The organism is Micromonospora vinacea, from assembly GCF_015751785.1.
GTDB classification, from domain to species: domain Bacteria; phylum Actinomycetota; class Actinomycetes; order Mycobacteriales; family Micromonosporaceae; genus Micromonospora; species Micromonospora vinacea.
The window spans coordinates 4,244,005-4,266,271 of the sequence record NZ_JADOTY010000001.1 but is presented as its reverse complement, the minus strand read 5'-3'; the positions used below and the strand labels follow the sequence as shown (position 1 = coordinate 4,266,271).

Annotated in this window: 25 protein-coding genes; 13 read left to right on the top strand and 12 right to left on the bottom strand. The window is 71.5% G+C overall.

Translation table 11 applies throughout. The features are described from left to right. The first annotated feature begins 35 nt into the window (after nucleotides 1-35). Nucleotides 36-497: an SRPBCC family protein gene (locus IW249_RS20150; RefSeq protein ID WP_196922177.1), complete on the top strand. Its 462-nt coding sequence runs from the start codon at nucleotides 36-38 to the stop codon at nucleotides 495-497. 95 nt (nucleotides 498-592) lie between these two features. Further along, nucleotides 593-853, top strand: a complete 261-nt coding sequence (locus tag IW249_RS20145) for a hypothetical protein (protein ID WP_196922176.1) — start codon at nucleotides 593-595, stop codon at nucleotides 851-853. On the opposite strand, the gene IW249_RS20140 is transcribed toward IW249_RS20145, so the two are convergent. Continuing rightward, complete coding sequence (locus IW249_RS20140) at nucleotides 811-2,124, bottom strand: MFS transporter (RefSeq protein ID WP_196922175.1); 1,314 nt, start codon at nucleotides 2,122-2,124, stop codon at nucleotides 811-813. The two genes, IW249_RS20145 and IW249_RS20140, sit on opposite strands and share 43 nt — an antisense overlap. Before the next feature lie 158 nt (nucleotides 2,125-2,282). Here IW249_RS20140 and IW249_RS20135 point away from each other — a divergent pair, with 158 nt between their 5' ends. Next, entirely contained in the window at nucleotides 2,283-2,492 is a 210-nt protein-coding gene (locus tag IW249_RS20135) for a hypothetical protein (RefSeq protein WP_196922173.1), read from the top strand. On the opposite strand, the gene IW249_RS20130 is transcribed toward IW249_RS20135, so the two are convergent. Further along, nucleotides 2,489-2,938 (bottom strand): hypothetical protein, encoded by a 450-nt coding sequence (locus IW249_RS20130; RefSeq protein WP_196922172.1) that lies wholly within the window; start codon nucleotides 2,936-2,938, stop codon nucleotides 2,489-2,491. The genes IW249_RS20135 and IW249_RS20130 overlap by 4 nt on opposite strands. 162 nt (nucleotides 2,939-3,100) lie before the next feature. Here IW249_RS20130 and IW249_RS20125 point away from each other — a divergent pair, with 162 nt between their 5' ends. Next, nucleotides 3,101-3,454, top strand: coding sequence for a DUF6401 family natural product biosynthesis protein (locus tag IW249_RS20125; RefSeq protein WP_196922171.1), 354 nt, complete (start codon nucleotides 3,101-3,103; stop codon nucleotides 3,452-3,454). A gap of 71 nt (nucleotides 3,455-3,525) precedes the next feature. On the opposite strand, the gene IW249_RS20120 is transcribed toward IW249_RS20125, so the two are convergent. Next, the gene (locus IW249_RS20120) at nucleotides 3,526-4,335 is read right to left on the bottom strand and encodes a mechanosensitive ion channel family protein (RefSeq protein WP_196922169.1); all 810 of its coding nucleotides are present in this window, start codon (nucleotides 4,333-4,335) and stop codon (nucleotides 3,526-3,528) included. Nucleotides 4,336-4,533: 198 nt separating this feature from the next. Here IW249_RS20120 and IW249_RS20115 point away from each other — a divergent pair, with 198 nt between their 5' ends. The 3 genes from IW249_RS20115 to IW249_RS20105 all read left to right on the top strand — a co-directional run bounded on the left by IW249_RS20115 (nucleotide 4,534) and on the right by IW249_RS20105 (nucleotide 8,771). Further along, complete coding sequence (locus tag IW249_RS20115; protein WP_196922168.1) at nucleotides 4,534-6,666, top strand: ATP-binding SpoIIE family protein phosphatase; 2,133 nt, start codon at nucleotides 4,534-4,536, stop codon at nucleotides 6,664-6,666. Between the two features lie 25 nt (nucleotides 6,667-6,691). Next, nucleotides 6,692-7,369: an HAD family hydrolase gene (locus IW249_RS20110; RefSeq protein ID WP_196922166.1), complete on the top strand. Its 678-nt coding sequence runs from the start codon at nucleotides 6,692-6,694 to the stop codon at nucleotides 7,367-7,369. A gap of 106 nt (nucleotides 7,370-7,475) precedes the next feature. Next, a complete protein-coding gene (locus IW249_RS20105) occupies nucleotides 7,476-8,771 on the top strand; it encodes a cation:proton antiporter domain-containing protein (protein WP_196922165.1) in 1,296 nt (431 codons plus the stop codon). Between the two features lie 33 nt (nucleotides 8,772-8,804). Here the strand turns inward: IW249_RS20105 and IW249_RS20100 are convergent, their stop codons facing one another. Next, nucleotides 8,805-9,743, bottom strand: a complete 939-nt coding sequence (locus tag IW249_RS20100; RefSeq protein WP_196924871.1) for an NAD(P)/FAD-dependent oxidoreductase — start codon at nucleotides 9,741-9,743, stop codon at nucleotides 8,805-8,807. Nucleotides 9,744-9,847: 104 nt separating this feature from the next. On the opposite strand from IW249_RS20100, the gene IW249_RS20095 reads away from it, so the two are divergent. Continuing rightward, nucleotides 9,848-10,066 carry a DUF3072 domain-containing protein gene (locus tag IW249_RS20095; RefSeq protein ID WP_196924870.1) on the top strand — a complete coding sequence of 73 codons (219 nt, stop codon included), beginning with the start codon at nucleotides 9,848-9,850 and terminating at the stop codon, nucleotides 10,064-10,066. Between the two features lie 220 nt (nucleotides 10,067-10,286). Here IW249_RS20095 and IW249_RS20090 read toward each other — a convergent pair whose 3' ends face one another. The 3 genes from IW249_RS20090 to IW249_RS20080 form a co-directional block, all read right to left on the bottom strand. Then, a complete protein-coding gene (locus IW249_RS20090; RefSeq protein ID WP_196922164.1) occupies nucleotides 10,287-10,787 on the bottom strand; it encodes a metallophosphoesterase family protein in 501 nt (166 codons plus the stop codon). Nucleotides 10,788-10,915: 128 nt separating this feature from the next. Continuing rightward, nucleotides 10,916-13,792 carry a ricin-type beta-trefoil lectin domain protein gene (locus tag IW249_RS20085; RefSeq protein WP_196922163.1) on the bottom strand — a complete coding sequence of 959 codons (2,877 nt, stop codon included), beginning with the start codon at nucleotides 13,790-13,792 and terminating at the stop codon, nucleotides 10,916-10,918. Nucleotides 13,793-13,944: 152 nt separating this feature from the next. After that, nucleotides 13,945-15,774: a glycoside hydrolase family 15 protein gene (locus IW249_RS20080; RefSeq protein WP_196922162.1), complete on the bottom strand. Its 1,830-nt coding sequence runs from the start codon at nucleotides 15,772-15,774 to the stop codon at nucleotides 13,945-13,947. A 111-nt stretch (nucleotides 15,775-15,885) separates the two neighbouring features. Here IW249_RS20080 and IW249_RS20075 point away from each other — a divergent pair, with 111 nt between their 5' ends. Continuing rightward, nucleotides 15,886-16,482: a YflT domain-containing protein gene (locus IW249_RS20075; protein ID WP_196922161.1), complete on the top strand. Its 597-nt coding sequence runs from the start codon at nucleotides 15,886-15,888 to the stop codon at nucleotides 16,480-16,482. Between the two features lie 52 nt (nucleotides 16,483-16,534). Here the strand turns inward: IW249_RS20075 and IW249_RS20070 are convergent, their stop codons facing one another. Together IW249_RS20070 and IW249_RS20065 are read right to left on the bottom strand one after the other, a co-directional pair. Next, on the bottom strand, nucleotides 16,535-17,125 hold the full coding sequence (locus IW249_RS20070) for a DUF1684 domain-containing protein (RefSeq protein WP_372432982.1): 591 nt from the start codon (nucleotides 17,123-17,125) through the stop codon (nucleotides 16,535-16,537). Further along, the gene (locus tag IW249_RS20065; RefSeq protein WP_307788647.1) at nucleotides 17,119-17,523 is read right to left on the bottom strand and encodes a winged helix-turn-helix transcriptional regulator; all 405 of its coding nucleotides are present in this window, start codon (nucleotides 17,521-17,523) and stop codon (nucleotides 17,119-17,121) included. The genes IW249_RS20070 and IW249_RS20065 overlap by 7 nt, the downstream gene beginning before the upstream one ends. Before the next feature lie 94 nt (nucleotides 17,524-17,617). Here IW249_RS20065 and IW249_RS20060 point away from each other — a divergent pair, with 94 nt between their 5' ends. Next, complete coding sequence (locus IW249_RS20060) at nucleotides 17,618-18,625, top strand: hypothetical protein (protein ID WP_196922159.1); 1,008 nt, start codon at nucleotides 17,618-17,620, stop codon at nucleotides 18,623-18,625. A 55-nt stretch (nucleotides 18,626-18,680) separates the two neighbouring features. Here the strand turns inward: IW249_RS20060 and IW249_RS20055 are convergent, their stop codons facing one another. Continuing rightward, complete coding sequence (locus tag IW249_RS20055) at nucleotides 18,681-19,250, bottom strand: TetR/AcrR family transcriptional regulator (protein ID WP_196922158.1); 570 nt, start codon at nucleotides 19,248-19,250, stop codon at nucleotides 18,681-18,683. A gap of 60 nt (nucleotides 19,251-19,310) precedes the next feature. On the opposite strand from IW249_RS20055, the gene IW249_RS20050 reads away from it, so the two are divergent. Next, a complete protein-coding gene (locus IW249_RS20050; RefSeq protein ID WP_196922157.1) occupies nucleotides 19,311-19,799 on the top strand; it encodes an FBP domain-containing protein in 489 nt (162 codons plus the stop codon). Nucleotides 19,800-19,875: 76 nt separating this feature from the next. Here IW249_RS20050 and IW249_RS20045 read toward each other — a convergent pair whose 3' ends face one another. Then, on the bottom strand, nucleotides 19,876-20,409 hold the full coding sequence (locus IW249_RS20045; protein WP_196922156.1) for a GNAT family N-acetyltransferase: 534 nt from the start codon (nucleotides 20,407-20,409) through the stop codon (nucleotides 19,876-19,878). A gap of 156 nt (nucleotides 20,410-20,565) precedes the next feature. Between IW249_RS20045 and IW249_RS20040 the strand changes: the two genes are divergently transcribed. Next, a complete protein-coding gene (locus IW249_RS20040; RefSeq protein ID WP_196922155.1) occupies nucleotides 20,566-21,048 on the top strand; it encodes a MarR family winged helix-turn-helix transcriptional regulator in 483 nt (160 codons plus the stop codon). An 11-nt stretch (nucleotides 21,049-21,059) separates the two neighbouring features. Next, a complete protein-coding gene (locus IW249_RS20035) occupies nucleotides 21,060-22,046 on the top strand; it encodes a pirin family protein (RefSeq protein ID WP_196922154.1) in 987 nt (328 codons plus the stop codon). A gap of 65 nt (nucleotides 22,047-22,111) precedes the next feature. On the opposite strand, the gene IW249_RS34780 is transcribed toward IW249_RS20035, so the two are convergent. Then, nucleotides 22,112-22,240: a hypothetical protein gene (locus IW249_RS34780; protein ID WP_256441970.1), complete on the bottom strand. Its 129-nt coding sequence runs from the start codon at nucleotides 22,238-22,240 to the stop codon at nucleotides 22,112-22,114. Nucleotides 22,241-22,267 lie beyond the last annotated feature (27 nt).

The window sequence follows — 22,267 nt, the reverse complement described above, 5'->3', positions numbered from 1 at the left end:
CCGGCAATCCACCAGCGACTGAAGGAGGTTCCCCGATGAGTGGCGTTACCGAACATGTGGACGTTTCCGTGCCCGTACGCACCGCGTACGACCAGTGGACGCAGTTCGAGGAGTTCCCCCAGTTCATGGAGGGTGTGCAGGAGGTCCGGCAGCTCTCCGACACGATGACCCACTGGACTGTGGACATCGCCGGGGTGAAGCGTGAGTTCGACGCCGAGATCACCGAGCAGCTCCCCGACGAGCGGGTCGCCTGGCGCTCGACCGGCGGCACCCAGCAGGCCGGCGTGGTGACCTTCCACCGGTTGGACCAGGACAAGACCCGGGTCACCCTGCAGCTCGAGTTCGAGCCGCACGGTGTGGTCGAGCAGGCCGGCGACAAGCTCGGCATCGTCGACAGGCGGGCCAAGGGCGACCTGGAACGGTTCAAGACCTACATCGAGCGGCGTGGTCAGGAGACCGGCGCCTGGCGCGGACAGGTGGACCGTCCGCAGCCGTGACCCTGAGCAGTGACACCGATGGCCGCCGGTATCCCGGCGGCCATCGCCGTATCCGGGCCTGTTTGCGATCATCGCGCCCGGGTACGGCTGAAGGTATGACCGACGACAAGATCAGGGTGTGGCGGGACGAGGAACGGCTTCCGTTGGAAGAGCTGGAGAAGGCCGTGGCCGGCTCCTCCCTCGACGGGCAGGCCGACGACGTGACCGGCAACGACGCGGGGGAAGAGGCGACGTTCGGCCACGGGCCGGCAGCAAACGACAGTAGGGGGCAGGCCCAGGGCAACAGCCGGGAGGACACCGATCCGGAGCGCCGCTACCGCCCGTCCACCACCGGACGAACCGGTCCGGACGTCTGACCCTCGCTCCTTTCGGGCTGGACGCGTACCGCCCGCCCGGCGCTGGGTCGGCGCGCGCCCCACTCGTACAACGCGATCAGCGCCAGCGCGAGCACCAGCAGGGCCGAGCCCAGCACCTCCACCGACGTGTTGCCGATCAGCACGCCCAGCCCGGCCGGGACGAGCGCCGCACCGGTGCCCGCGGCGCCGATCTGCAGCCCGATGGCCCGGTCCGCGTGCGCCGCGCCGACCCGTTCCGCGGTGGTGAGGGTGAGCAGCGGGAACACCGGCGCGGCGGCGAAGCCGACCACGACCAGGCCGAGCACCGCCAGGGCGGCCGGCCCGGGCACGGCGACCAGCGCCGCGCCGACGGCCATGCCGACCAGGCTGACGCGCAACACCAGGCCCGCCCCCAGGCGCTCGGCCACCAGACCCTGCACGACCCGGCCGACGAAGAGGCTGCCCCAGTACGCGGAGACGCAGCCGCCGGCCAGCGCCGCGCCGAGCCCGCGCCCCTCGGTCAGCAGCAGGAACGCCCACAGCCCAGCGGACACCTCGATCGCCACGTACAGCACAAAGGCGAGCGTCCCCGACCAGACCGCCGGCAGCCGCAGGGTGTCCCGAACCGGAACCCGGACGATCGGTGCCGGCCCGGCGTCCGTCGCGGCGGGGTCGTCCTGGCCGGTCGCGCCCGCTGTGGCATCCGTCCCGGCGCCGGCCGGGACGTCACGGTGCCAGGCCCGCACGGTGAGCACGAACGCGGCGGCGAGGACGAGTTGGGCGGCGGCCACGATGCCGTACCCCCAGCGCCAGGCGAGCCCGCTGCTCAGCACCCCGGTCATGATCAGCGGACCGATGGCCACGCCGAGGCCGAAGAAGGCGTGCAACCAGTTCATGTGGCGGGGCCCGAAGGCCCCGGCGGCGTACGCGTTGAGCCCGGAGTCGACAGCACCGGAGCCGAGCCCGAGCACCAGCGCACAGCCCACCAGCACCGCCAGCACGGGGCTCACCGAATAGCCGGTCAGCGCCAGGCTGGCCAGCACTGTGCTGCCGGCGAGCAGGGCGCCCACGCCGATGCGGGCCAGCGTGAAGCCGGCCAGCACGCTGGAGGTGAGATAGCCGACGGTGCCGGCGGTGAGCACCCATCCGACCGCCTCGGTCGGTACGTCGAAGTCGCCCCGGATCGACGGCCAGCTGACGCCGAGCAGTCCGTCGGGCAGGCCGAGACTGACGAACGCGAGGTAGGACAGCAGGAGCAGTGCGGCGCGGGGGCGCGCGGGCGGGGTGGACACGAGACACCATCCTGCCGCAGGGGCACCCTAGCGCCGTCGGCGCCCGATCGCTCCCGGCGCGAAGAAGTCGTGTCCGTACGGTCGAGAAAACGGACAGCTCATCCAGAATCGGCCGATCGGAGGACGGCAAGCCGGCCGGTTCGCGTAAGAATTTCGGGATGCATCAAGGCTCCGGAATCCTCTCCACGCGTCAGCGCCGGCTCGCCTGGCTCGGCTTCCTGCTCGCCGCGCTCCAGGCGCCGGTGTCCGCCTGGCTCGTCGCCGACGAGTCCTGGTTGTTCAGCCTCTGCGTCGCGCTGATGGTGGCCACCGTGATCATCGCCGACGACGCGGCCCGGCGTCGCCCGGCCGACGCGACAAGCGACTAGCCTTCGCCGCCCGGTCGGGCCTCATGGCCCGGCCGGCCCCGGCTACGGCGGCGTTCCTTCATCTCCGCCTCGTAGAGGTGGCGCCGCCCACCCACCAGCTCGTCGCGGGCCTGCTGGTCCACCTCCCGGAACAGCGCGTGGTAGCCGTCGTCGAAGTCCTCGACGATCTGGAACGTCCACCGTCCGGCGATGACGTTGCGGCCCCGCAGCTCCGTGGCGATCCGGTCGGCGAGGTGCGGATGCCCGGCGGCGCGAAACTGCTCCACCGCGTCGTCGAGCATCAGGTCGGCATGGCCGATCAACTGGTGCATCGAGTAGAGGTGCCCCCGGGCCCGCTCCACACACTCCAGCGCCTCGCTGAGCTTGCCGAGCGCGGCGACCGTCGCGTCGCTGACGCCGTCCGGCCGCCGGTGCCGCTCGTCGGGCCCGTCCGCCTGCTGTCCCATCCGTGCCTCCGTGCCGTGTGCCGCCATCCGTGGGTGTTCTCCTGCTGCCCCGTCTGTGCCGGATCAATCCCCCGGGTCAGCGGCGACCGCCCCGGTGGCGCAGCCGACATCCACCGAGCGGACGAGGTCGACACGGTCACCGGTCGGTTAGCCTCGGTCACCATGCGTGTGCCGTTCAACCGGGTCGCCTCCCGTACCGCCGTCGACTCGGCGCGGTCCACCCTGGCCGCCCTCACCGTCTCCGTGGGCACTGTCGGGCTCGCCGCCGCCGCCGCGCGACCGGGGCTGCTGGCCCTCGTCGACCAGCACGCGGCGGCCGTCCGGGACAGCCTCGACGGGGATCGGACGCCGCTGACCGCCGCGGCGCTCGCCGGCTACGCCGAGGGGGTGCGCGCCGCCGCCCTGGAGCACGGGTGGACCCCGCCCAACGGGTCGGTGGACTGGAGCCAGCCGGAGTGGCTGCTCACCCGCCTGGTCGCGGTCTGCGCGCTGGCTCGCGCGCTCGACCGGCACTGACAGGCGCGGGGAGGGCACCCCGCGCCGTACGCGGAACACCCTCCCCCAACCCGTCGTGCCGTAACGCCCCGTTACGAGCGGTACTGCTGGGCTTCGTCCACCCGAGGCATGGCCTGGGTGCGTTCACCCCCGCGGTCGGCCATCTGCCGCTCCACGTCGCTCCGCCCGACCGCCGTGGCCTGACGCTGCTGCTGCACTGCCCGGGCCTCCTGGGCCGCCCGATCCAGCCAGCCGTCCCAGCGCTTCTGCATCGGCTTCACGAGACCACCGCCGACACCGACGATCAGGATGCCGGCCACCGTGGCGAGCACCGCGATCAGCACCGGAGTGGTCACCGTGGTGGCGATACCCACCTGGTTCAGGGCGGCGATCACACCGAGCGCGATGATGAAGATCGCCGTCAGGTCGGCCAGGACCTTGCCGTACGAGAGCCCTCCCAGCGCCCCGGTGACCAGATCCCGCACAGCGTTGGCGATCGCAGCCGCCACCACCACGATGACGATCGCGATGAACGCACGTGGCAGCCAGGACACCACGCCGCTGATCAGGTCACTGATCGCGTTGGGCCCCCAGACTCCGAAGGCGAACTGCAGCGTGAACAGCAGTACGGCGTAGTACGCCAGTCTGGCCAGGATGTCGCTGGCGTCGTACTTCGTTCTCTCCAGGGCCCGTTTGATGCCACCGCGTTCGACCGCCTGGTCGAAACGCACCCGTTCCAGCACCGTATCCACGATCTTGAGGACGGCTCTGGCGATGAGCCAGCCGACCACGAGGATGACGATGAAGGCCACTGCCTTCGGGATGAAGAGCAGCACCGACCTCCAGGTGTCGGCGATGGCATCGCCGATGTCGGCCTGCCGGACCGCGAGGGTTTTCAGCATGATGTCCCTCCTGTCGCATGGACTGCGCCGGGCGCATACCCGGCAACCGGTCCAGCAGTCCGCGCAGCGTGCGGCGTTTTTTGCGACAGACCTCCGGACAGGGGCCCTGAACTGCCCGAACGGCCACCGCGAGGGACGCGGCGACGGCCCGCCGCCGTGGTCGGATGCCTTTTCCGGCCGGCCGACTAGGCTGCGACCATGCCAGGAACGGTCGGGCGGGTCCCCACGCCAGCAACTCCGGGCCCGGGCGCACCCACCGGGTCTGGCCCGGCCGTGCTCGCCCACGACTGGGCCGACACGCCGCTGGGCCCGGCCGACGACTGGGACGTCTCCCTCCGGGCCGTGGTGGAGCTGATCCTCGACTCGCCGATGCCGATGGCCCTGGCCTACGGCGACGATCTCGTCCTGCTCTACAACGCCGGCTACGCCGAACTGCTGGGCACCAAGCACCCGACCGCCCTGGGCCGCCCGGCCGCCGAGGTGTTCGCGGAGATCTGGGCGCTGCCCGGTGTCGGCGCGGTGATCGAGCGCTGCTACCGGCAGGGCGAGTCCTTCCTGGAGAAGGAGTCCACCCTGCCACTGGTGCGTGGGCACTCCGCGACGGTGGAGCAGGCGGTCTTCACCCGGGGCTACTCGCCGGTGCGTGACAGCGCCGGGCAGATCGTCGGCGTGTTGACTGTCGCGGCCGAGACCACCCACGTCACCGAGCAGTTGCAGAGCCTCAGCGAGGTGGCCGCGGCGCTCGCCGGCACCCTCACCCTCGACGACGTGGCCCGGGTGGCGCTGCGGTACGCGATCACCACGTTCGATCCCGACCAGGCCTCGTTCGCTGTCGACGAGGGCGGCGGCGGTTGGCGCATGGTGCGTCGGGTCCGTGGCGAGTTGCTGGACGAGGCCGACGAGCGGCTGCCTCCGCTCTGGCGGCGTGCGGCGGCGGACTGGTCGGCCCCGGTGGTGCAGGCGGCCCGCTCCGGCGCCCCGTCGTTCACCCGGGACGGGCAACCGCTGCGGGACACCGCCGTGGACCGCCACGATCAGAAGATCCGGGCGATGGCGGCCCTGCCGCTGGGCACCTCGGTGGTCCGCGGCGGGCTGTCGGTCGGCTACCAGGTGCCGCACACCTGGTCACCCGCCGAGCGGGCGCTGCTGGCCGCCTCGGGCGAGCTGATCGGCCAGGCCGCCGAGCGGGCCCGCCGGTTCGAGACCCAGCACGGCACAGCCCAACTGTTGCAACGCAGCATGTTGCCGGAGCACCTACCGGATCTGCCCCGACTGCGGATCGCGGCCCGCTACGACCCGGGCGTGGACGGCAACGCGGCCGGCGGTGACTTCTACGACGCGTTCCTGCTGCCCAACGGCTCGCTCGGCGTGGTGCTGGGCGACGTGGCCGGCCACGACGTGCAGGCCGCCGCGCGGATGGGGCAGGTCCGAGCCGCGCTGCGCGCCCTGGCCCTGGCCGACCCGACGCCCGACGCGGTCCTGGCCGGCCTGGACCGGCTGGTGACCAGCCTCGGCACGGAGGCCGGCACCCACGAACTGTTCGTCACAGTGGCGTTCGGGGTGATCGACGCGGAGCGGCGGGAGCTGACGGTGTCCAGCGCCGGTCACCCCGCGCCGCTGATCCGCCGCGGCGACCCGGATGGTCGCTTCCACGCCGAGTACGTCGACGTCCCGGCCGGGCCGCCGCTGGGGCTGGGCGGTCGACCGGGCATCACTACTGTCCCGTTCCGTCCCGGTGACACACTGCTGCTGTTCAGCGACGGGGTGGTGGAGCGTCGCCGACAGAGCCTGAGCGCTGGGCTCGCCACCCTGAGCGACGCCATCGCCAAGGCCGGCAGTGGCGACCCCCGCGCGCTCTGCGCGGTGGCCACCGCTGCGGTCCCGGGTGGCACTGAGGACGACGTGGCAGTACTGGCGGTCGAGCACGCGCTCAAGCCGAGTCGTTCGGCGAGCATGGAGGTGCCCGCCGAGCCGACAGCACCCAGCCGGGTACGGCACTGGCTGACCGGCCAGCTCACCGAGTGGCAGGTGCCCGAGTCGGTGATCGGGGCGGCGGTGCTCTGCACCAGCGAGCTGACCACCAACGCGTTGCTGCACGCCGGCACGGCCGCTCGGGTCGAGATCGACCTCAGCGCCGAGCGGCTGCTCGTCTCGGTAGCGGATTCGGGGACCCGGGGCACCGTGACCCGGGCCCGTACCGACACGTTGAGCAGTCGCGGGCGTGGCCTCGGCCTGATCGAGGAGCTCAGCGACGCCTGGGGCACCGACCCGTCGGTCCGGGGCTCCACTGTCTGGTTCGAGATCCTCACACCGCCGGCCGCGCATCCCTGAGCCACCTGAGGGTAGGAGGACGCCCATGGCTACCGACCGGCCCGCCGGGGTCCTCTTCGATGTCGACGGCACCCTGGTCGACACCACCTACCTGCACACCGTCAGCTGGTGGGAGGCGTTACGCCAGACTGAACAGCCGGTGCCGATGGCGGTGGTGCACCGTTCGATCGGGATGGGGTCGGACAAACTCCTGGACCACCTCCTCGGGCCGGAGCGGGACCGCGACGCCGACCAGAAGCTGCGCGACGCACACGACACCCTCTACGCCGAGTACTGGGAACGACTCACGCCGCTGCCCCGGGCGGCCGACCTGTTGCGCGCCTGCGCCGAGCGGGGGTTGCGGGTCGTGCTGGCCACCTCCGCCTCGGAACCCGAGGTGGGCGCGCTTCGTCGGGCGCTGGCCGCCGATGACGTGATCGACACCATCACCTCCTCGGCGGACGCCCAGCAGAGCAAGCCGGCACCGGACATCCTTGTCGCCGCGTTGGAGCAGTCGGGGTTGGCCGCCGAGCGGGTGGTCTTCGTCGGCGACTCGGTGTGGGACGTTGCCGCGGCCGGCAAGTTGAACATCCCGTGTGTGGGTCTGACCTGCGGTGGCACCAGTCGCGGCGAGCTCGCCGGCGCGGGTGCCGTGGCGGTGTACGACGACCCGGCCGCGCTGTTGAACGAACTGGCGGACTCACCGCTCACCCGGCCCCGGTGAGGATCACTCAGGTCCACCGGCACGGACGCGCATAGCGGGAGCCCTTGCGGGGCAAGGACTGTCACCACCTGCCCGCGCCGCGCGGGTGCGGGCGAAGGGTGGTGCCGTGGAGCCGGTAGATGTGGCGTTCGCGCTGGTGGGCTTGGGCGCGCTGCTCGCGGGCATCCTGCCGCGGGTGCTGGAGCGGCGTCCGCTGTCCATGCCGATCGCCTTCCTCGCCCTCGGCATGCTGGTGTTCCTGCTGCCCGTCGGGCTGCCGTCGCCGGACCCACTGGCCCACCCGGAGCTGACCACCCACCTCACCGAGATCGGGGTGATCGTCGCGCTGATGGGCGCCGGGCTGAAGATCGACCGGCCGTTGAGTTGGCGGCGGTGGTCGTCCACCTGGCGGCTGCTGGCGATCGCGATGCCCCTGTGCATCGCGGCGGTGGCAGTGCTCGGCTGGTGGTGGGCGGGGCTGGTGCCGGCCGCCGCGCTGCTGCTGGGCGCCGCGCTGGCGCCCACCGATCCGGTGCTCGCCGCCGACGTGCAGGTCGGCGAGCCGACCGACGTGGAGGACTCCGAGGACGAGGTCCGTTTCGCGTTGACCTCCGAGGCGGGCCTCAACGACGGGCTGGCGTTCCCGTTCGTCTACGCCGCCATCGCCATCGCCTCGACCAGCCTCGCCCCCGGCGACTGGTTGGCGGAGTGGTTCACAGTGGACGTGCTCTGGAAGGTGGGCGTCGGCGTCGGCGGTGGCCTGCTCATCGGCTGGCTGCTCGGCAAGCTGTTCTTCCGCGCGCCCAGTGAGCTGCGGCTGGCCCGGCACGCCGAGGGCTTCCTGGCGCTCGCCGCCACCTTCCTGGCGTACGGGCTGGTGGAGGTGGTCGGCGGGTACGGCTTCCTGGCGGTGTTCGTGGCCGCCCGGGCCATCCGGGCCGCCGAGCGGACCCACGAGTTCCACTCGGTGCTGCACGACTTCGCCGAGCAGGTCGAACGGCTGCTCACCCTGGTGCTGTTGCTGCTGCTCGGCGGCGCCATCGTGGGTGGCCTGCTGGGTCCGCTGACCTGGCCGGCGGCCGCTGTCGGGCTGGCGCTGGTGTTCCTGGTACGGCCGTTGATCGGCTGGTTGTCGCTGCGCGGCGCGCCGGGACGCCCGGCCGAGCACTGGGTCATCTCGTTGTTCGGCATTCGCGGCGTCGGCTCGTTCTACTACCTCGCGTACGCCACCACCAAGGCCGACTTTCCGCAGGCCGAGCTGCTCTGGGCGACCGTCGGGCTGGTGGTGCTCGTCTCCGTCGTGGTGCACGGCATCACGGCGACCCCGGTGATGCAGCTGCTGGACCGGGAGGGTGAGCGGACCTCCGACCCGGCCGAGCGGAACGCCGACGCTCGGCCCGTCGCGGCAGCCGGGCACGCCTGAGCGCGCGTCTCGGCGCAGCCGGGCACGCGTGTCTCAGGCCAGGCGGTCGGCCAGCGCGCGGCCCAGGTCCCGGCCGGAGCGCCAGGCGCTCTGCACCCGGGGCTTGCCGAACGCGTCGCCGGCCAGGCCGATCCCGTCGGCGTCGAGGTGGTGGGTGGCGCCGCCGGCGTGGCTGGTCGGCTTCGCGTACGTCCAGCGGTGCACGTGCACGTCGACGGCCTGCTCGGGCAGCCCGAGCAGATCCCGGACGGCCTGCTCGATGGCCGGGCCGGCACCGGTGGGTTGGGCCAGGTGCCCGGCCGCGAACTCCGGCACGGTGTGCGCGACCAGCACCGGAGCGCCGTCACCGCGCCGGTCGCCGTCGTCGCAGACGAGGTTGAGGACCGGGTGCTCGTTGACGAACGCGCCCCGGAAGTCCGGCCAGCGCCGGGTCGGGAAGCGCAGCACCGCGGCCAGCGACGGCGACCAGCGTTGCGCCTGCACGACCCGGGTGGCGTCGGTCAGGGCCGGGTCGAGCAGCAGGGCGGCCTGCGGGCCCGGCATGGCCAGGGCGACCGCCGCGCACGACTCCCCATCCACGACCGGGCCGGGCTCCACCATGAGCACCAGCCGGTCGACGGTCACCGGCACGGCGTCGGCCAGGTGCTCGACCAACGAGCGCAGCCCACGGGGGGCGGCGAAACGCATCGGCCCGGGCACCTCGTGGCTCCCGCTCCCGTCGTACGCCTGGAAGGTGTCGGTCCACTCGCGGACCAGCCCGGCGGCGCGCCACTGCTCGACCAGGGCGGCGAAGTCGGGGTCGGTGGCGGTGAAGTAGGCGGCGCCGATGTCCGCGGGTCGGCCCTGGAAGCGTTTGCTGGCCATCCGGCCACCGCGGACGTGCCCCCGCTCCCGGACCTGCACCGGCACCCCGGCCCGGGTCAACTCGACGGCACACGCCACCCCGGCAATGCCCGCCCCGACCACCACCACACCCGACCGGTCCACCGTCATCCGATGATCGTAGGTGGCGGCGTTCGGGCATGAACCACGAACAATCGGGGTACTGGCACACCTGTTCGAAAGAAAGGGTGATGATGATGACGGACCGCCGCACCGAGCAGGCCGACCAGAACGCCGCGATCAAGGACCCGGACGAGTGGGTCACCGGCGACGAGCCGCCGACCGCCGCCCAGGAGTCCTACCTGGGCACGCTGGCCCGGGAAGCCCACGCCGACCTCCCGGATGACCTGACCAAGGCCGAGGCGTCCAAGCGCATCGACGAGCTCCGGGCCGAGACCGGCCGAGGCCAGTAACCCGAACTCCCCGCGCCGCCCGCTCCCCACACCCCCGCTCCCCGCTCCCCGCTCCCCACACCCCCGCTCCCCGCTCCCCGCTCCCCGCTCCCCGCTCCCCGCGATCTTGCACTTTCTGTTGCGACAAAAGGCGCACAAGGCGCAAAACAACGACAGCAAGTGCAAGATCGCGGGGGGTGAGGGGTGAGGGGCGGGGGCGCGGGGGGGCAGAGGGCGGGGGTCAGGGGCGGGGTAGGCGGTGTAGGTGGACCTTGGCGAGGGTGCCGGCGTTCAGTTCTGCGGTGAGGTAGGTGGCGTGGGGTTGGGAGCGGCGGTCGGTGGGTGAGCCGGGGTTGAGCAGGCGCAGCCCACCGGGCGCCTCGGTGTCCCAGGGGATGTGCGAGTGCCCGAAGACCAGCAGGTCGACGTCGGGAAAACGGGCCGCGCACCGCTTCTCGCGGCCGGTCCGTTGACCGGTCTCGTGCACCACCGCCATCCGCAGTCCGTCGAGCTCGACCCGGGCCACCTCCGGCAGCCGGGCGCGCAGCGGCGGGCCGTCGTTGTTGCCGTACACCCCGATCAGTCGGCGCGACCGCGCGGTCATGGCGTCGAGCAACGCCTCGTCCACCCAGTCGCCGGCGTGCACCACCACGTCGGCCGCCTCGATGGCCGCCCAGAGGGGCCCGGGTAGGTCCCGGGCCCGCTTCGGTACATGGGTGTCCGCCGTCAGCACCAGCCGCATCCCGACATCCTCCCCCAAGCTCACGATCACTTGATGCTGAGTAGCTGTTGGAGCCTTCCCACAACTACTCAGCATCAAGTGATCAGGGAGCAATGCGCTGCGGTATCTCCGAGCCGGTCAGGGGGCGGTCACGGCAGGGTCCAGCGTTGGGCCCCGGTGCCGTTGCAGGTCCAGATCCGCAGTTGACGGCCGTCGGTGAGGTCCGAGTTGGGGATGTCCAGGCATCGCCCGGACTGGGGGTTGCGCAGGCTGCCGTCCGGCTGGGCGGCCCACTGCTGGGCCCCGCTGCCGTTGCAGTCGTAGAGCTGCACGAGGGTGCCGTCGGTGGTGCCGCTCGCCTTCACGTCCAGGCACTTGGCGAGCCCACGCACCGTACCGTCGCCGGGCAGGGTCCAGCGCTGCGCGGCGGTGCCGTTGCAGGTCCAGGTCTGCACCTTGGTGCCGTTCGCGGTCTGGCTGGAGGCGATGTCCGCGCACTTGCCAAGGGCCTTCACCTCACCGGTGCGTGGCCCGCCGGTGCCGACGCCCGGACCGGTGAAGGTGTAGCTGTCCACGTCCAGCAGCGCCCCGCTGCCGCCGGTGGCGACCAGGTACAGGTCGTGGGTGCCGTCGTCGGGCCTGGTCACGGTGGCGCTCAGCTCGGTGTAGTTGTCCCAGCCGCCGGTGTTCGGCACCGCGATCCGGGCGACCTCGGTGCCGGTGGGTGAGTCGTACCGGAAGGAGAGGGTGCCGCCGGGGCCGCCGGAGGAGACGCGGGCCCGGACGCCGGTGATCCCCTTGAGGCTCACCGCGTGGTGGCGGACGCTCTCGCCGTTCTGGACGTCACCCAGCCGCTTGCCGCCCTCGGCCGCCGCCTGGTCGATCACCTTGGGGCCGTTGAGCTGGACGAAGTGCTCGGCCTGCCACTGTTTCGGGTAGAGGCTGATCTCCTGCTCACCGGTGAGCGCGGCCGCGCCGGTCGCGCCGCGATCGGTGTAGCTGCCCCGCAGGACGAAGAACAGCACCGAGTCGGGGCCGGCGTGCACCGGGCCGGTGTTGAAGGTGGCGCCGCAGCCGGTCCCCTCCCCCTCCTCGTGGGCGTGTTCCTGGTGGCCGAGCGCGGCCCGGACGACCACCGCCGAGCAGGCCGGCGTGCCGTCCTGCGTGTCGCTGGCGGAGGCGGCCACCGTCAGGTCCTGCCCCCAGTCGAAGAGCCCGCCGGCGGGCAGTCCGGTCAACGTGACAGTCGGCCGGTTGTTGCCGACCACCACTGACACCACTGTGGTGGCGCTGCGGCCGGTGCCGTCGTTGACGGTGAGCCGGGCGCTGTAGCTCCCGTTCGCGGAGTACGTGAAGGACGGGTTCGCGGCGGTCGAGTCGGTGCTGCCGTTGTTGGTGAAGTCCCAGGCGTACGTCAGCGGGTCGCCGTCCGGGTCCGAGCTGCCGGCGCTGGAGAAGGTCACCGACAGGGGGGCCAGGCCGTTGTCCCGGTTGACGGCGGCCTTGGCCACCGGTGACCGGCCACCCTGGACGTAGTTGATTTTGTAGAGACCGGCGTCGACCGCGCCGGAGAAGTAGCCGCTGCCGTACTCCAGCAGGTAGAGCGAGCCGTCCGGACCGAACTGCCAGTCGATCGGGTGGACGAGCTTCATGCCGGCGAGCACCGGTTCGATGACTGTCGGCGCTCCGGTGGACGGGTTGCCGTTGTCGAACTGGACCTCCTTGATCCAGTTGCGGCAGTACTCGGAGATCAGCCACTTGTTGTCGTAGTAGGCCGGCCACTTCACGTCCGAGACGAGGTTCGGGTCGTAGTGGTAGACCTCGACGTGGTTGGGCGACCCGCACCCACCCGGGTTGTCCAGCGCCGGCCAGTCCTCACTGCCGCCGTGCTGTTCCCAGACCAGTGCTGGTTTGGTCGGCGGAAGCTGCTGGACACCCGTGTTGCGGGGCGAGTTGTTGACCGGGCCGGTCGAGCCGCCGCAGGGGAACCAGCCGCGCGGGGTGGCGGTGGCGAAGTCCCAGTCGTTGTAGGCGACGTTGGGGCCGCCGCAGTACGGCCAGCCGTAGTTGCCCGGCCCGTTGGCCCGGTTGAACTCGTCGTAGGCCGCCGGGCCACGGTTGGCCAGGTCGGCGCCGGCATCCGGGCCGACCTCACCCCAGTAGAGGGTGTTGTTGGCCTTGCGGTCCACCCAGATCCGGTACGGGTTGCGTACGCCCATCACGTAGATCTCCGGCCGGGTGCGCGCGGCGCCGGCGGCGAAGAGGTTGCCGGCGGGGACTGTGTAGGTGCCGTCGTTCTCCGGGTGGATCCGGTTGATCTTGCCGCGCAGGTCGTTGGTGTTGCCGGAGGTGCGCTGGGCGTCGTACTGCGCGTTGCGGCTCGTCCGCTCGTCGATCGGGGCCATCCCGGCGGAGTCGCCGCCGGAGTTGGTGTTGTCGCCGACGGCGAAGTACAGGTTGCCGGCGGTGTCCCAGCTCATCGAGCCGGCCGAGTGGCAGCAGAGGTCGCGTTCGGTGGGCCACTCGATGAGCATGTCCTCGCTGCCCGGGTCGAGCAGCAGGGTGGACGGGTTGAAGGTGAACCGACTGATTCGGTTGACCAGGGGGGTGACCTTCGGCGAGTAGAAGAGGTAGACCCAGCGGTTGGTCGCGAAGCCCGGGTGCAGTGTGATGCCGATCAGGCCGTCCTCGAAGCGGGCGTCCAGCGGCAGGGTCAGGGCCACGGTGGTGGACCTGGTCGCCGGGTTGTAGAGGCGGACCTGGCCGCCGGCGCTGCTGGTACCCCGGTTGATGTAGAAGACCTTGCCGTCGGGGGCGACGGCCAGTTCGATCGGTTCGCCCATGGAGAGACCGCCGTCGAGGGCGACCTTCTCGAAACCGACGGTGGCGGGCGGTGCCAGGGCGGCGGCGCGGGCCGGGGCCGCGGCGGCCGGGCGAACGCTTGCCTGCGGCACGAAAAGGAGGGCTACCAGGACGGTGAGCACTGTGGTGGCGCTGACGAGACGTCGGCGCGGTGTGCGGGACACGAGACCTCCAGCTGTCCGGGGGATCTCGGTGCCGCTCCCGCCGACTGGAGGAGCACCGCAAGGTGTCCCGGACATTAACGTCTTTCACTGGAAAGCGATAGAACTTCGCGTCAACGGATAGAAAGTTGTCACGATCTCTGCGAAAGTCCGGCTCACTGGCGCACCGGGGAGAAGTGCGCCGGGGGCATTCCGCACTGACGCAGCGTCGGGTCCCGCTCGACGTCGGTCAGCACACCGGCCGCGTTGATCAGGCCGATGTGGGAGAACGCCTGGGGGAAGTTGCCCAGCTGCTCCCCGGTCAGCGGGTCGATCTGCTCGGCGAACAGGCCGAGGTCGTTGACCCGCGCCGCCAACCCCCGGAACAACTCGTGCGCCCTGTCCCGCTCCCCGGCCAGCGCCAGGCAACACACCAGCCAGAACGAGCAGATGAGAAACCCGGCCGGGTCGCCGTCCCAGCGCCGCAGCAGGCCGTCGTGGGAGAGCCGCTGCTCCACCGCGCGGATCGTCGAGCGCATCCGCGGGTCGTCGGCCCGCAGGAAGCCGACCAGCGGCATCACCAGCACCGACGCGTCCAGGTCGTCGGATTCGAAATTCCCGGTGTACGACTGGAGCCGCTCGTTCCAGCCCCGCTCGAGCACCTGCGCGCGCACCGCGTCGCGGGCGGCCGCCCAGCGTGCCACGTCCTGCGGCTCGCCGAGCTTGTCACCGAAGCGGACCGCCCGATCCAGGGCGACCCAGCACTGCACCTTCGAGGACACGTGGTGGTGCTGGGTGCCGCGTTCCTCCCACATGCCCGCGTCGGGCAACGCCCAGTCCCGCTCGGCCTGGTCGGCGAGCACCCGGAGCACGTGCTGCACCTCAAGGCCCAACGGCTCCAGCTTGTCGCGCATCAACCAGGCGGCGTCCATCGCCTCACCGAAGATGTCGGTCTGCCGCTGCTGCCACGCGTCGTTGCCGATCACCACCGGTGGGCTGTCGCGGTAGCCGCCGAGCTGTTCCAGGCGGTGCTCGGTGAGGTCCCGCTCCCCCAGCACCCCGTACATGATGGGCACCGGCTTGTCGTCGACGCGACCCATCGCCCGACCCAACCAGGCGAACTGTCGCTGCACCTCGTCCAGGCACGCCGTCCGCCACAGCGCCCGCAGGGTCAGGCTGAAGTCGCGCACCCAGACGTAGCGGTAGTCGTAGTTGCGGTCCCCGCCGAGCTTCTCCGGCAGCGAGGTGGTCACCGAGGCCACCACCGCACCGCTGGGCCGATACGTCATGCCCTGCACCACCAGCCGGCTGCGCCGCACCTGGTCGGCGTAGAGCCCGTCGTACGGGTGCTCGGCCGTCCAGGAACGCCAGCCGGCGACGGTGTCGGCGATGGTCTGGTCGGCGTCCGGCACCTCCGGCAGCGGGGCGTCGTAGGTCGGGGCGTACCCGAGGGTGAAGTTGTGTTTCGTGCCGGCGCGGGCGGTGAACGTCCCGGTGGCCTCGCCGTCGCCGGCGGTCAACCGTTCGCTGCCGCGCAGGGTGAGTCGGGCGGCCCCGGCGATGGCCTCCAGCATGTCCTCCCGCTCGATCAGGTACGCGATGGTGCGGCCGTACTCGAAGCGCGGCCGGTAGTGCACCCGCATCGGCACCGAACCGGACAGCCCCTCCACCGAACGGACCAGCACCTGCGGCGAGTGCAGACCGATGTCGTGACCGCGCGAGCCGGGCTCGAACGCAAGCGCGTCGGTCAACACGACCTCCCCCTGGGCGGTGCGGAAGACCGTCCGCAACACCAGGGTGTCCTCGACGTAGCAGCGTTCGACGCGGTAGTCGCCCTCGGGCTGGATCGACCAGTGCCCGGCGCTGTCGTCGAGCAGCCGCCCGAACACCGACGGGGCGTCGAACCGGCCCGGGCACCACCAGTTCACCGAGCCCGAGGCGTCCACCAACGCCGCGCTGCGGCCGTCGGCGAGGAAACCGTAGTCGCTGATCCGTCCGCTCTCCACCTGACTGGCTACCCGGGCAGTCAGCGCTCATTCCCCTCCCGCCCGACGGCGGACACCGCGTTACCGGTCGGCCTGGAGGGGAACGCGGCGAGCTGACGAGGGAGGATGCTCATGACGTCAGCTTCGGGGCCGACCGCCGCCTGGCGGTCCGGCACACAGAGTGGCGACCTGCTTCCATCCGGGCCGGCCGGCCGCCTGTCGACACCGGCCGGTGACGGCCACGGGCCGGAAGCCGGCCCGCCGACCGTGACGATCGGCTCGTACCCGGACTATCCGACCGCGCAGCGGGTCGTCGACTACCTGGCCGACAACCGCTTCCCGGTGGAGCACAGCGCCATCGTCGGCACCAACCTCACACTGGTGGAGACGGTGCTCGGGCGGATGACGACCGGTCGAGCCGGCCTGCTCGGGGCCGGCACCGGCGCCTGGTTCGGGCTCTTCATCGGCCTTTTGTTCGGCATCTTCACCGTCGGCAACTGGCTGGCGGTGATCCTGGTCGGGCTGGTCATCGGTGCGATCTGGGGTGCCGTGTTCGGCGCGGTCGCGCACGCGATGACGGGCGGGCAGCGCGACTTCACCTCGGCCAGCTCGCTGCGCGCCGGCCAGTACGCGGTGACAGTCGACGCGCAGCTCACCGACCAGGCGCGACAGCTGCTCGGTCGGATGCAGATGCCCAACATGCCCAACCCGGCGGCGAACACCCGCTGAGCGACGATCGACCGGCCGTCCCGGCAGCACGCTGGGGCGGCCGTTTCGTCGTTCAGTCGTGGTACGTCAGCTCGCCGGCGCGGATCTCGACCTCGACCCGGTTCTCCGGGGGTGCCAGTGGGCAGGCCCAGCGGTCGTCGTAGGCACAGCTCGGGTTGTAGAGGTAGTTGGCGTCCAGCCGGACCCTGTCGCCGGGTAGCAACTGGACGCCCCGGCCGAAGGTGCCCTTCACCGTGTCGGTGAGGTACCGGCCCCCGCCGTAGCTCTCCCGCCCGCAGGTGCCGTCGCGCAGCGGCACGAACAGCCCACCCCCGTACGCCTCGATCCACCACAGGGTCAGCGGCCCCCAGGACGTCTCGGCAATCGCCACCCGCCGGTACGCGATCACCCCGTCCGGGCCGCCGGTGTCGATGCGTAGCTCACCGCTGGCTGGACGCAGGGGCGCCTCCACCACTGCCGCCGGGTTGGGCGGGAAGTAGCGCACCCCGGTGAAGCCGGCGCGCTCCGCGGGCGGGATCGGGCTCTGCGGGTGGGTGGCGAAGAGTTCGTCGCGGCCGGCGCGGAAGCCGGCCAGGTCGACGTCGGACAGGTACAGCCGGGCCACCCGCTCCCGCCAGTCGGCCAACTCCAGTTCGCTCAGCATGCCGGGGACTCCTGATCGAATGACAGCTCTCCGGACCGGATGGGCTTGCCACACGCCCGGCAGCGCACCTCGGCGACGAAGACCTGGCCGCAGACCTCGTGGATGAAGTCGACAGTGGGCACGTCGTCCTCACTGTAGGTGTCACCCCAGCGCTTGAGCACGAGGATGACCTGCCCGAGGTCCTTGCCCTTCTGGGTGAGTTCGTACCCCGCGGTCTTGCTGTTCTCGGTGGTACGGGCCTGAATGATGCCGGATTCGGCCAGTTTGCGCAGTCGAGCGGCGAGGACGTCCCTGGGCGCGCCGACGGCACGAAGGATCTCGGTGTACCGCGAGGCGCCGAATGCGAGCGCTCGCACGATGTGCAGCGACCACCTGTCGTTGACTGCGTCGAGCGCCACAGCGAGAGTGTCCCGCTCTGGTTTGGTTTTCAAACCGTCGGTGCTACGGTTCGCCTGGTTGGACATTCAAACCACACTACCCGAGGAGGCACCCATGACGTCGCCATCCGATCCACCTACCGGCGGAGCGTCGCCCGTGGTCACCCAACGCCGAGCCTGGACAACGCTCGTGATCACCGGGCTGATCATCGGCACGGCGTTCATCGCGCTCTATGTCGGACTGCAACGCAGCCCCCAGCCGAGCCAGCTGCCCATCGCCGTGGCCAGCACGCAGCTGGCGAACACCGCACAGGCCGGGTTCGGTAACGCCGTGGCCGTCACCGAGGTCGCGAGCATCGCGGACGGCGAGGCCATGGTGCGACACGGCGACGCCGTCGCCGTGCTCGGCGCGACCTCTCCCACCACGCTGACACTCGACTACGCCGGCGCGAGCGGGTTCAGCGAGAGCGGCGCCGCGCGTCAGCTCGCGGCCGGTCTCGCCCAGAAGGCTGGGGCAACCGTCCAGGAGAACGACATCGTGCCGCTGGCGACCTATGACAGCCGAGGGCTGTCCGCCTTCTACGTGGTGTTCGGCGTCACCCTCTCGTCGTTCGTCCTCGCGCAGGGGCTCACCGCGGCCACCGCGAAGGTGCGGCTGCGCCACCGCCTCTACGCGATGGGCGGATTCGCCGTCCTGATCGGCGTGATCGCGGCGACCGTCGCGGGTCCGGTCTACGGATCACTCACGGCCCCGTTCCCGCTGCTCGCACTCTCGCTCACCCTGCTCTCCGCCGCCAGCGCCTTCACGACCAAGGCTCTGGGGGCCTGGCTCGGCCCGGCGGGCATCGCCCTCGCCGTCCTCACCCTCACGACCATTGGCAACGCGACGAGCGGGGCGACGATCGGGGTCGACCTGTTGCCGGAATGGGCACAGGCGGTCTCGGGGAAGCTCCCACCGGGCGCGGCCGTACGGGCGGTCAACAACTTCGGCTACTTCGACGGCGCACACACCGTGGCGCCCCTCGTGATCCTCGCCGCCTGGTTCCTGGCGGGCCTCGGATTCGTCCTGCTCCGGCAGCGGACCGCACAGCGCCGCCCGCTCACCGCGCCGGCGACGCCCTGATCCGGGCACACCCCTGAGCGCCGGCCGGGAGGGCAGACACAGGCCCGCTCGGCCGTCAGCGCGACGGCCAGTTGGTGAGGACGGCGTCGAGGGCGTCCAGGGTGCGCGACCACGAGTCGTCGGTGGGGCGCGGGGTGTGCCGGAAGCCGCCGGTCTTCTCCAGGCTCACAAACCCGTGGAACGTGCTGTGCATCATCCGCACCGCGTCGGTCTGGTCGGGCTCGGAGAGCCGGTAGCCGCGCAGGATCGCCCGGGTCATCTCGGCGTGCCGGACGCCCGCGCTCGCGGCGGCGGTCTCCGGATCGAGGTCGATCTGCATGGCGGCGTAGCGGCCCGGGTGCTCCCGCGCGTAGTCGCGGTACGCGTTGGCGAACGCGACAAGCGCGTCCTTACCGGCCCGGCCGGCGAGCGCGGCGGCGACCCGGTCGGCCAGCTCCGCCAGCGCCAGCAGGGCGATCCTGACCCGCAGGTCGTGCGCGTTCTTCAGGTGGAAGTAGAGGCTGGCGTCCTTCACCCCGAACTGGCGCGCGAGCGCGGCGACCGTGACGTTCTCCACGCCCACCTGGTCGGCCAGTTCGGCCGCGGCCAGCGTCAGGCGCTCGATGGTCACCCCGGCACGTGCCATGCAGCACACTCCCAACCTAGCCGTAATAATCGCTTGCCTAGGAGAGCTAGGCTACTACCTATGTTGGTCCTGACCGAATCCGCCATCCGCGCGTCCTTCGTCAATTGCAGCCGGGGCGAGGCGAAGCGGCTGGCCGTACCGAACGATCTTGAGCTGCGCCAGTGGGACGACCTCGACTTTCTCGGCTGGCGGGACCCCTCCGCGCCGCAGCGGGCCTATCTCGTCGCCGAGACCGACGGCAAGCTGACCGGGGTGGTGCTGCGGGCCGCAGCGCACCAGATGGGGCGCGTGCGGCACAGCATGTGCTCGTTCTGCCTGACCACGCACCTCGGCGGTGGCGTCTCGTTGATGACCGCCCCCAAGGCCGGTCCGAGCGGGCGGCAGGGCGATTCCGTGGGCACGTACCTGTGCTCCGACCTGGCCTGCTCGCTGTATCTGCGGGGGAAGAAGCACGCCGGGCCCCCCGCGCCCGAACCTCTGCCCCTGCCGGAGCGGATCGAGCGCGTCCGGAACGCCCTCGCGACGTTCCTCCGCAGGGTCACCGAGTGACGGTTCGGGGCGGCCGGGGCGGCCGGGGCCGACGTGTGTTCGGACCCCGGCCCGCCGCCGGCTAGCGGTCCGCGCCCTAGCGGTCGGTGGCCAGGCGGGCGTGCAGGTGCTCGTCGTAGCGGCGGCCGTCGCCGTACCGGTACGACTCGCGCAGGGTCCCCTCGGCCGGGTAGCCGGCGCGGTCGGCGACCCGGCAGGACGCCGGGTTGGCCACCGCGTGACACAGCTCCACCCGGTGCAGCCCGAGATCCGCGAACGCCCACTCGGTGAGCCGGACGACGGCGCGCACCGCCACCTGACGTCCCCGTGCCGCGGGCACGGTCCAGTAGCCGATGGACGCGTCGCCGTCGTGGATGCGGTGCAGCGAGACCGAGCCGAGCAGTTCACCGCCGGCCGCCGCGGTGACCGCCATCGAGGCATGGCCGCCGGTGGACCAGTCGGCCCGGCGGCGCACCCAGAGCAGCGCGACCTCGTCGTCGATCGGGTCGCCGCCCTGCGGGTTCCACTGGGCGATCGCCGGGTCGCGGAGGGCGTCGCGCACCGCCGGGGCGTCCTCGTCTCGCCAGGGGCGCAGCAACAGGTCGGCGGCGGCGAGTTCCACGTGTTCCACGAGGCCGGAGTCTGGCATACCCCAGGGTCTTCGCGCCGCCGCATTACCGTGGATTTCCTTCAAAGCTGCACGACTTGGTCGCCATCACGCGACGAAGTGACCCAGGCAACGCTCAACGGCAGTAGTTAAATTTTGAAAGAGTGCTATCGTCGTGGCATGACCGAGAGCCTGGACAGCACCCGAGAGGCCGCCTGGCGCGCCTACATCGAGGCCAGCCAGCGTCTCTACACCCAGCTGGAAGAAGACCTGCGGGTCGCCAGCGACCTCAGCTTCGCCGACTACCACGTGCTGGTCCTGCTCTCCGAGGCACCCGGGCAGCGGCTACGGATGGGCGAGCTGGCCAGCCGGCTGATCTTCTCGCCCAGCCGCCTCACGTACCAGGTCTCCTCCATGCAGCGCCGTGGCCTGGTCAGCAAGGAGCCCTGCCCGGACGACCGACGGGGCAGCGAAGCGGTGCTCACCGCCGCCGGGCTGCTCGCCCTGCGGGATGCCGCACCCCACCACCTGGCGTCGGTGCGTACCCACCTGATGGACGACCTCGACGATGCCGAGGTCGCCTGCCTCACCCGGGTCTTCGACCGGCTCGGCGAGCGCCTGCGGGCATCGCGGGTCAGCTCGACCACCCCTGCCTCACGTTAGGAGCCCTCGACATGCCCGCGATCACCGTCGACAACGTTCTCGTCCTCCCCCGCCTGCCTCGACTCGACGAGGCCACCACGATCCGCCCGGTCCGCACGGTGACCACGGCGCCCAGCGGTTTCGAGGGTGAGGGCTTCCCGGTCCGTCGCGCCTTCGCCGGGGTGTCGACCACCGACCTGGACCCGTTCATCCACCTCGACCAGATGGGCGAGGTCGACTACGCGCCGGGCGAGCCCAAGGGCACCCCGTGGCACCCGCACCGCGGCTTCGAGACCGTCACGTACATCATCGACGGCGTCTTCGACCACCAGGACTCCAACGGCGGTGGCGGCACCATCACCGACGGCGACACCCAGTGGATGACGGCAGGCAGCGGCCTGCTGCACATCGAGGCGCCGCCGGAGCACCTGGTGGTGAGCGGGGGGCTCTTCCACGGCACCCAGCTGTGGGTCAACCTGCCCCGCTCGGCCAAGATGAACCCGCCCCGCTACCAGGACATCAGGGGTCGGGAGTCGGCGCTGCTCACCACGCCCGACGGCGGCGCGCTGATCCGGGTCATCGCCGGCGAGGTCGCCGGGCACCGCGGCCCGGGTTCGACCTTCACCCCGATCACCATCACGCACGTCACAGTGCAGCCGGGCGCGCAGGTCGACCTGCCCTGGCGGCCCGACTTCAACGCGCTGGTGTACGTGCTGGGCGGTCGCGGCACCGTCGGTGCCGACCGGCGGCCGGTGCGTACCGGCCAGCTCGCGGTGCACGGCCCGGGTGACGCGCTGCGGTTCAGCGCCGACACCTCGCAGGACAGCAACACCCCGGCGCTGGACCTCTACATCATGGGTGGTCAGCCCATCCGGGAGCCGGTGGCACAGTACGGCCCGTTCGTGATGAACACCCGCGACGAGCTGCTCAAGGCCTTCGAGGACTTCCAGGCCGGTCGCCTCGGCGTGATCCCCACCGAGCGGCTCCCGCACACCGGCGGCCAGGGCACCCGGCCCTGACCACCGTCGACCGCTGAGATCGGCGCCGACGCCTCCGGTTGAACCCCGGGGGCGTCGACGCCGCCTCAGGAGACCGCAAAAATCCCGGCGACGCCCAGAATCACCATCACCAACACCGCTACCAGCGCACCCCGCTCGCTCTCCACCGCCGGCTCGCGGTTCTCGGTCACGGGATTCGTCGTGTCGCGGGGCATGGTGTGGCCTCCTCGGCTGTGGTCGCG

Excerpts from the sequence above, each read along its gene's own strand:
- IW249_RS20050 (WP_196922157.1), top strand. The coding sequence starts at position 19,311 with ATGTTGGTCCTGACCGAATCCGCCATCCGCGCGTCCTTCGTCAATTGC.
- IW249_RS20090 (WP_196922164.1), bottom strand. The coding sequence starts at position 10,787 with ATGCGGCTGGTGCTGACGGCGGACACCCATGTACCGAAGCGGGCCCGG.
- IW249_RS34780 (WP_256441970.1), bottom strand. The coding sequence starts at position 22,240 with ATGCCCCGCGACACGACGAATCCCGTGACCGAGAACCGCGAGCCGGCG.
- IW249_RS20040 (WP_196922155.1), top strand. The coding sequence starts at position 20,566 with ATGACCGAGAGCCTGGACAGCACCCGAGAGGCCGCCTGGCGCGCCTAC.
- IW249_RS20150 (WP_196922177.1), top strand. The coding sequence starts at position 36 with ATGAGTGGCGTTACCGAACATGTGGACGTTTCCGTGCCCGTACGCACC.
- IW249_RS20095 (WP_196924870.1), top strand. The coding sequence starts at position 9,848 with ATGATGACGGACCGCCGCACCGAGCAGGCCGACCAGAACGCCGCGATC.
- IW249_RS20130 (WP_196922172.1), bottom strand. The coding sequence starts at position 2,938 with ATGGGACAGCAGGCGGACGGGCCCGACGAGCGGCACCGGCGGCCGGAC.
- IW249_RS20120 (WP_196922169.1), bottom strand. The coding sequence starts at position 4,335 with ATGCTGAAAACCCTCGCGGTCCGGCAGGCCGACATCGGCGATGCCATC.
- IW249_RS20135 (WP_196922173.1), top strand. The coding sequence starts at position 2,283 with ATGCATCAAGGCTCCGGAATCCTCTCCACGCGTCAGCGCCGGCTCGCC.
- IW249_RS20070 (WP_372432982.1), bottom strand. The coding sequence starts at position 17,125 with ATGCTGAGCGAACTGGAGTTGGCCGACTGGCGGGAGCGGGTGGCCCGG.
- IW249_RS20115 (WP_196922168.1), top strand. The coding sequence starts at position 4,534 with ATGCCAGGAACGGTCGGGCGGGTCCCCACGCCAGCAACTCCGGGCCCG.
- IW249_RS20125 (WP_196922171.1), top strand. The coding sequence starts at position 3,101 with ATGCGTGTGCCGTTCAACCGGGTCGCCTCCCGTACCGCCGTCGACTCG.
- IW249_RS20055 (WP_196922158.1), bottom strand. The coding sequence starts at position 19,250 with ATGGCACGTGCCGGGGTGACCATCGAGCGCCTGACGCTGGCCGCGGCC.
- IW249_RS20145 (WP_196922176.1), top strand. The coding sequence starts at position 593 with ATGACCGACGACAAGATCAGGGTGTGGCGGGACGAGGAACGGCTTCCG.
- IW249_RS20110 (WP_196922166.1), top strand. The coding sequence starts at position 6,692 with ATGGCTACCGACCGGCCCGCCGGGGTCCTCTTCGATGTCGACGGCACC.
- IW249_RS20075 (WP_196922161.1), top strand. The coding sequence starts at position 15,886 with ATGACGTCAGCTTCGGGGCCGACCGCCGCCTGGCGGTCCGGCACACAG.
- IW249_RS20060 (WP_196922159.1), top strand. The coding sequence starts at position 17,618 with ATGACGTCGCCATCCGATCCACCTACCGGCGGAGCGTCGCCCGTGGTC.
- IW249_RS20035 (WP_196922154.1), top strand. The coding sequence starts at position 21,060 with ATGCCCGCGATCACCGTCGACAACGTTCTCGTCCTCCCCCGCCTGCCT.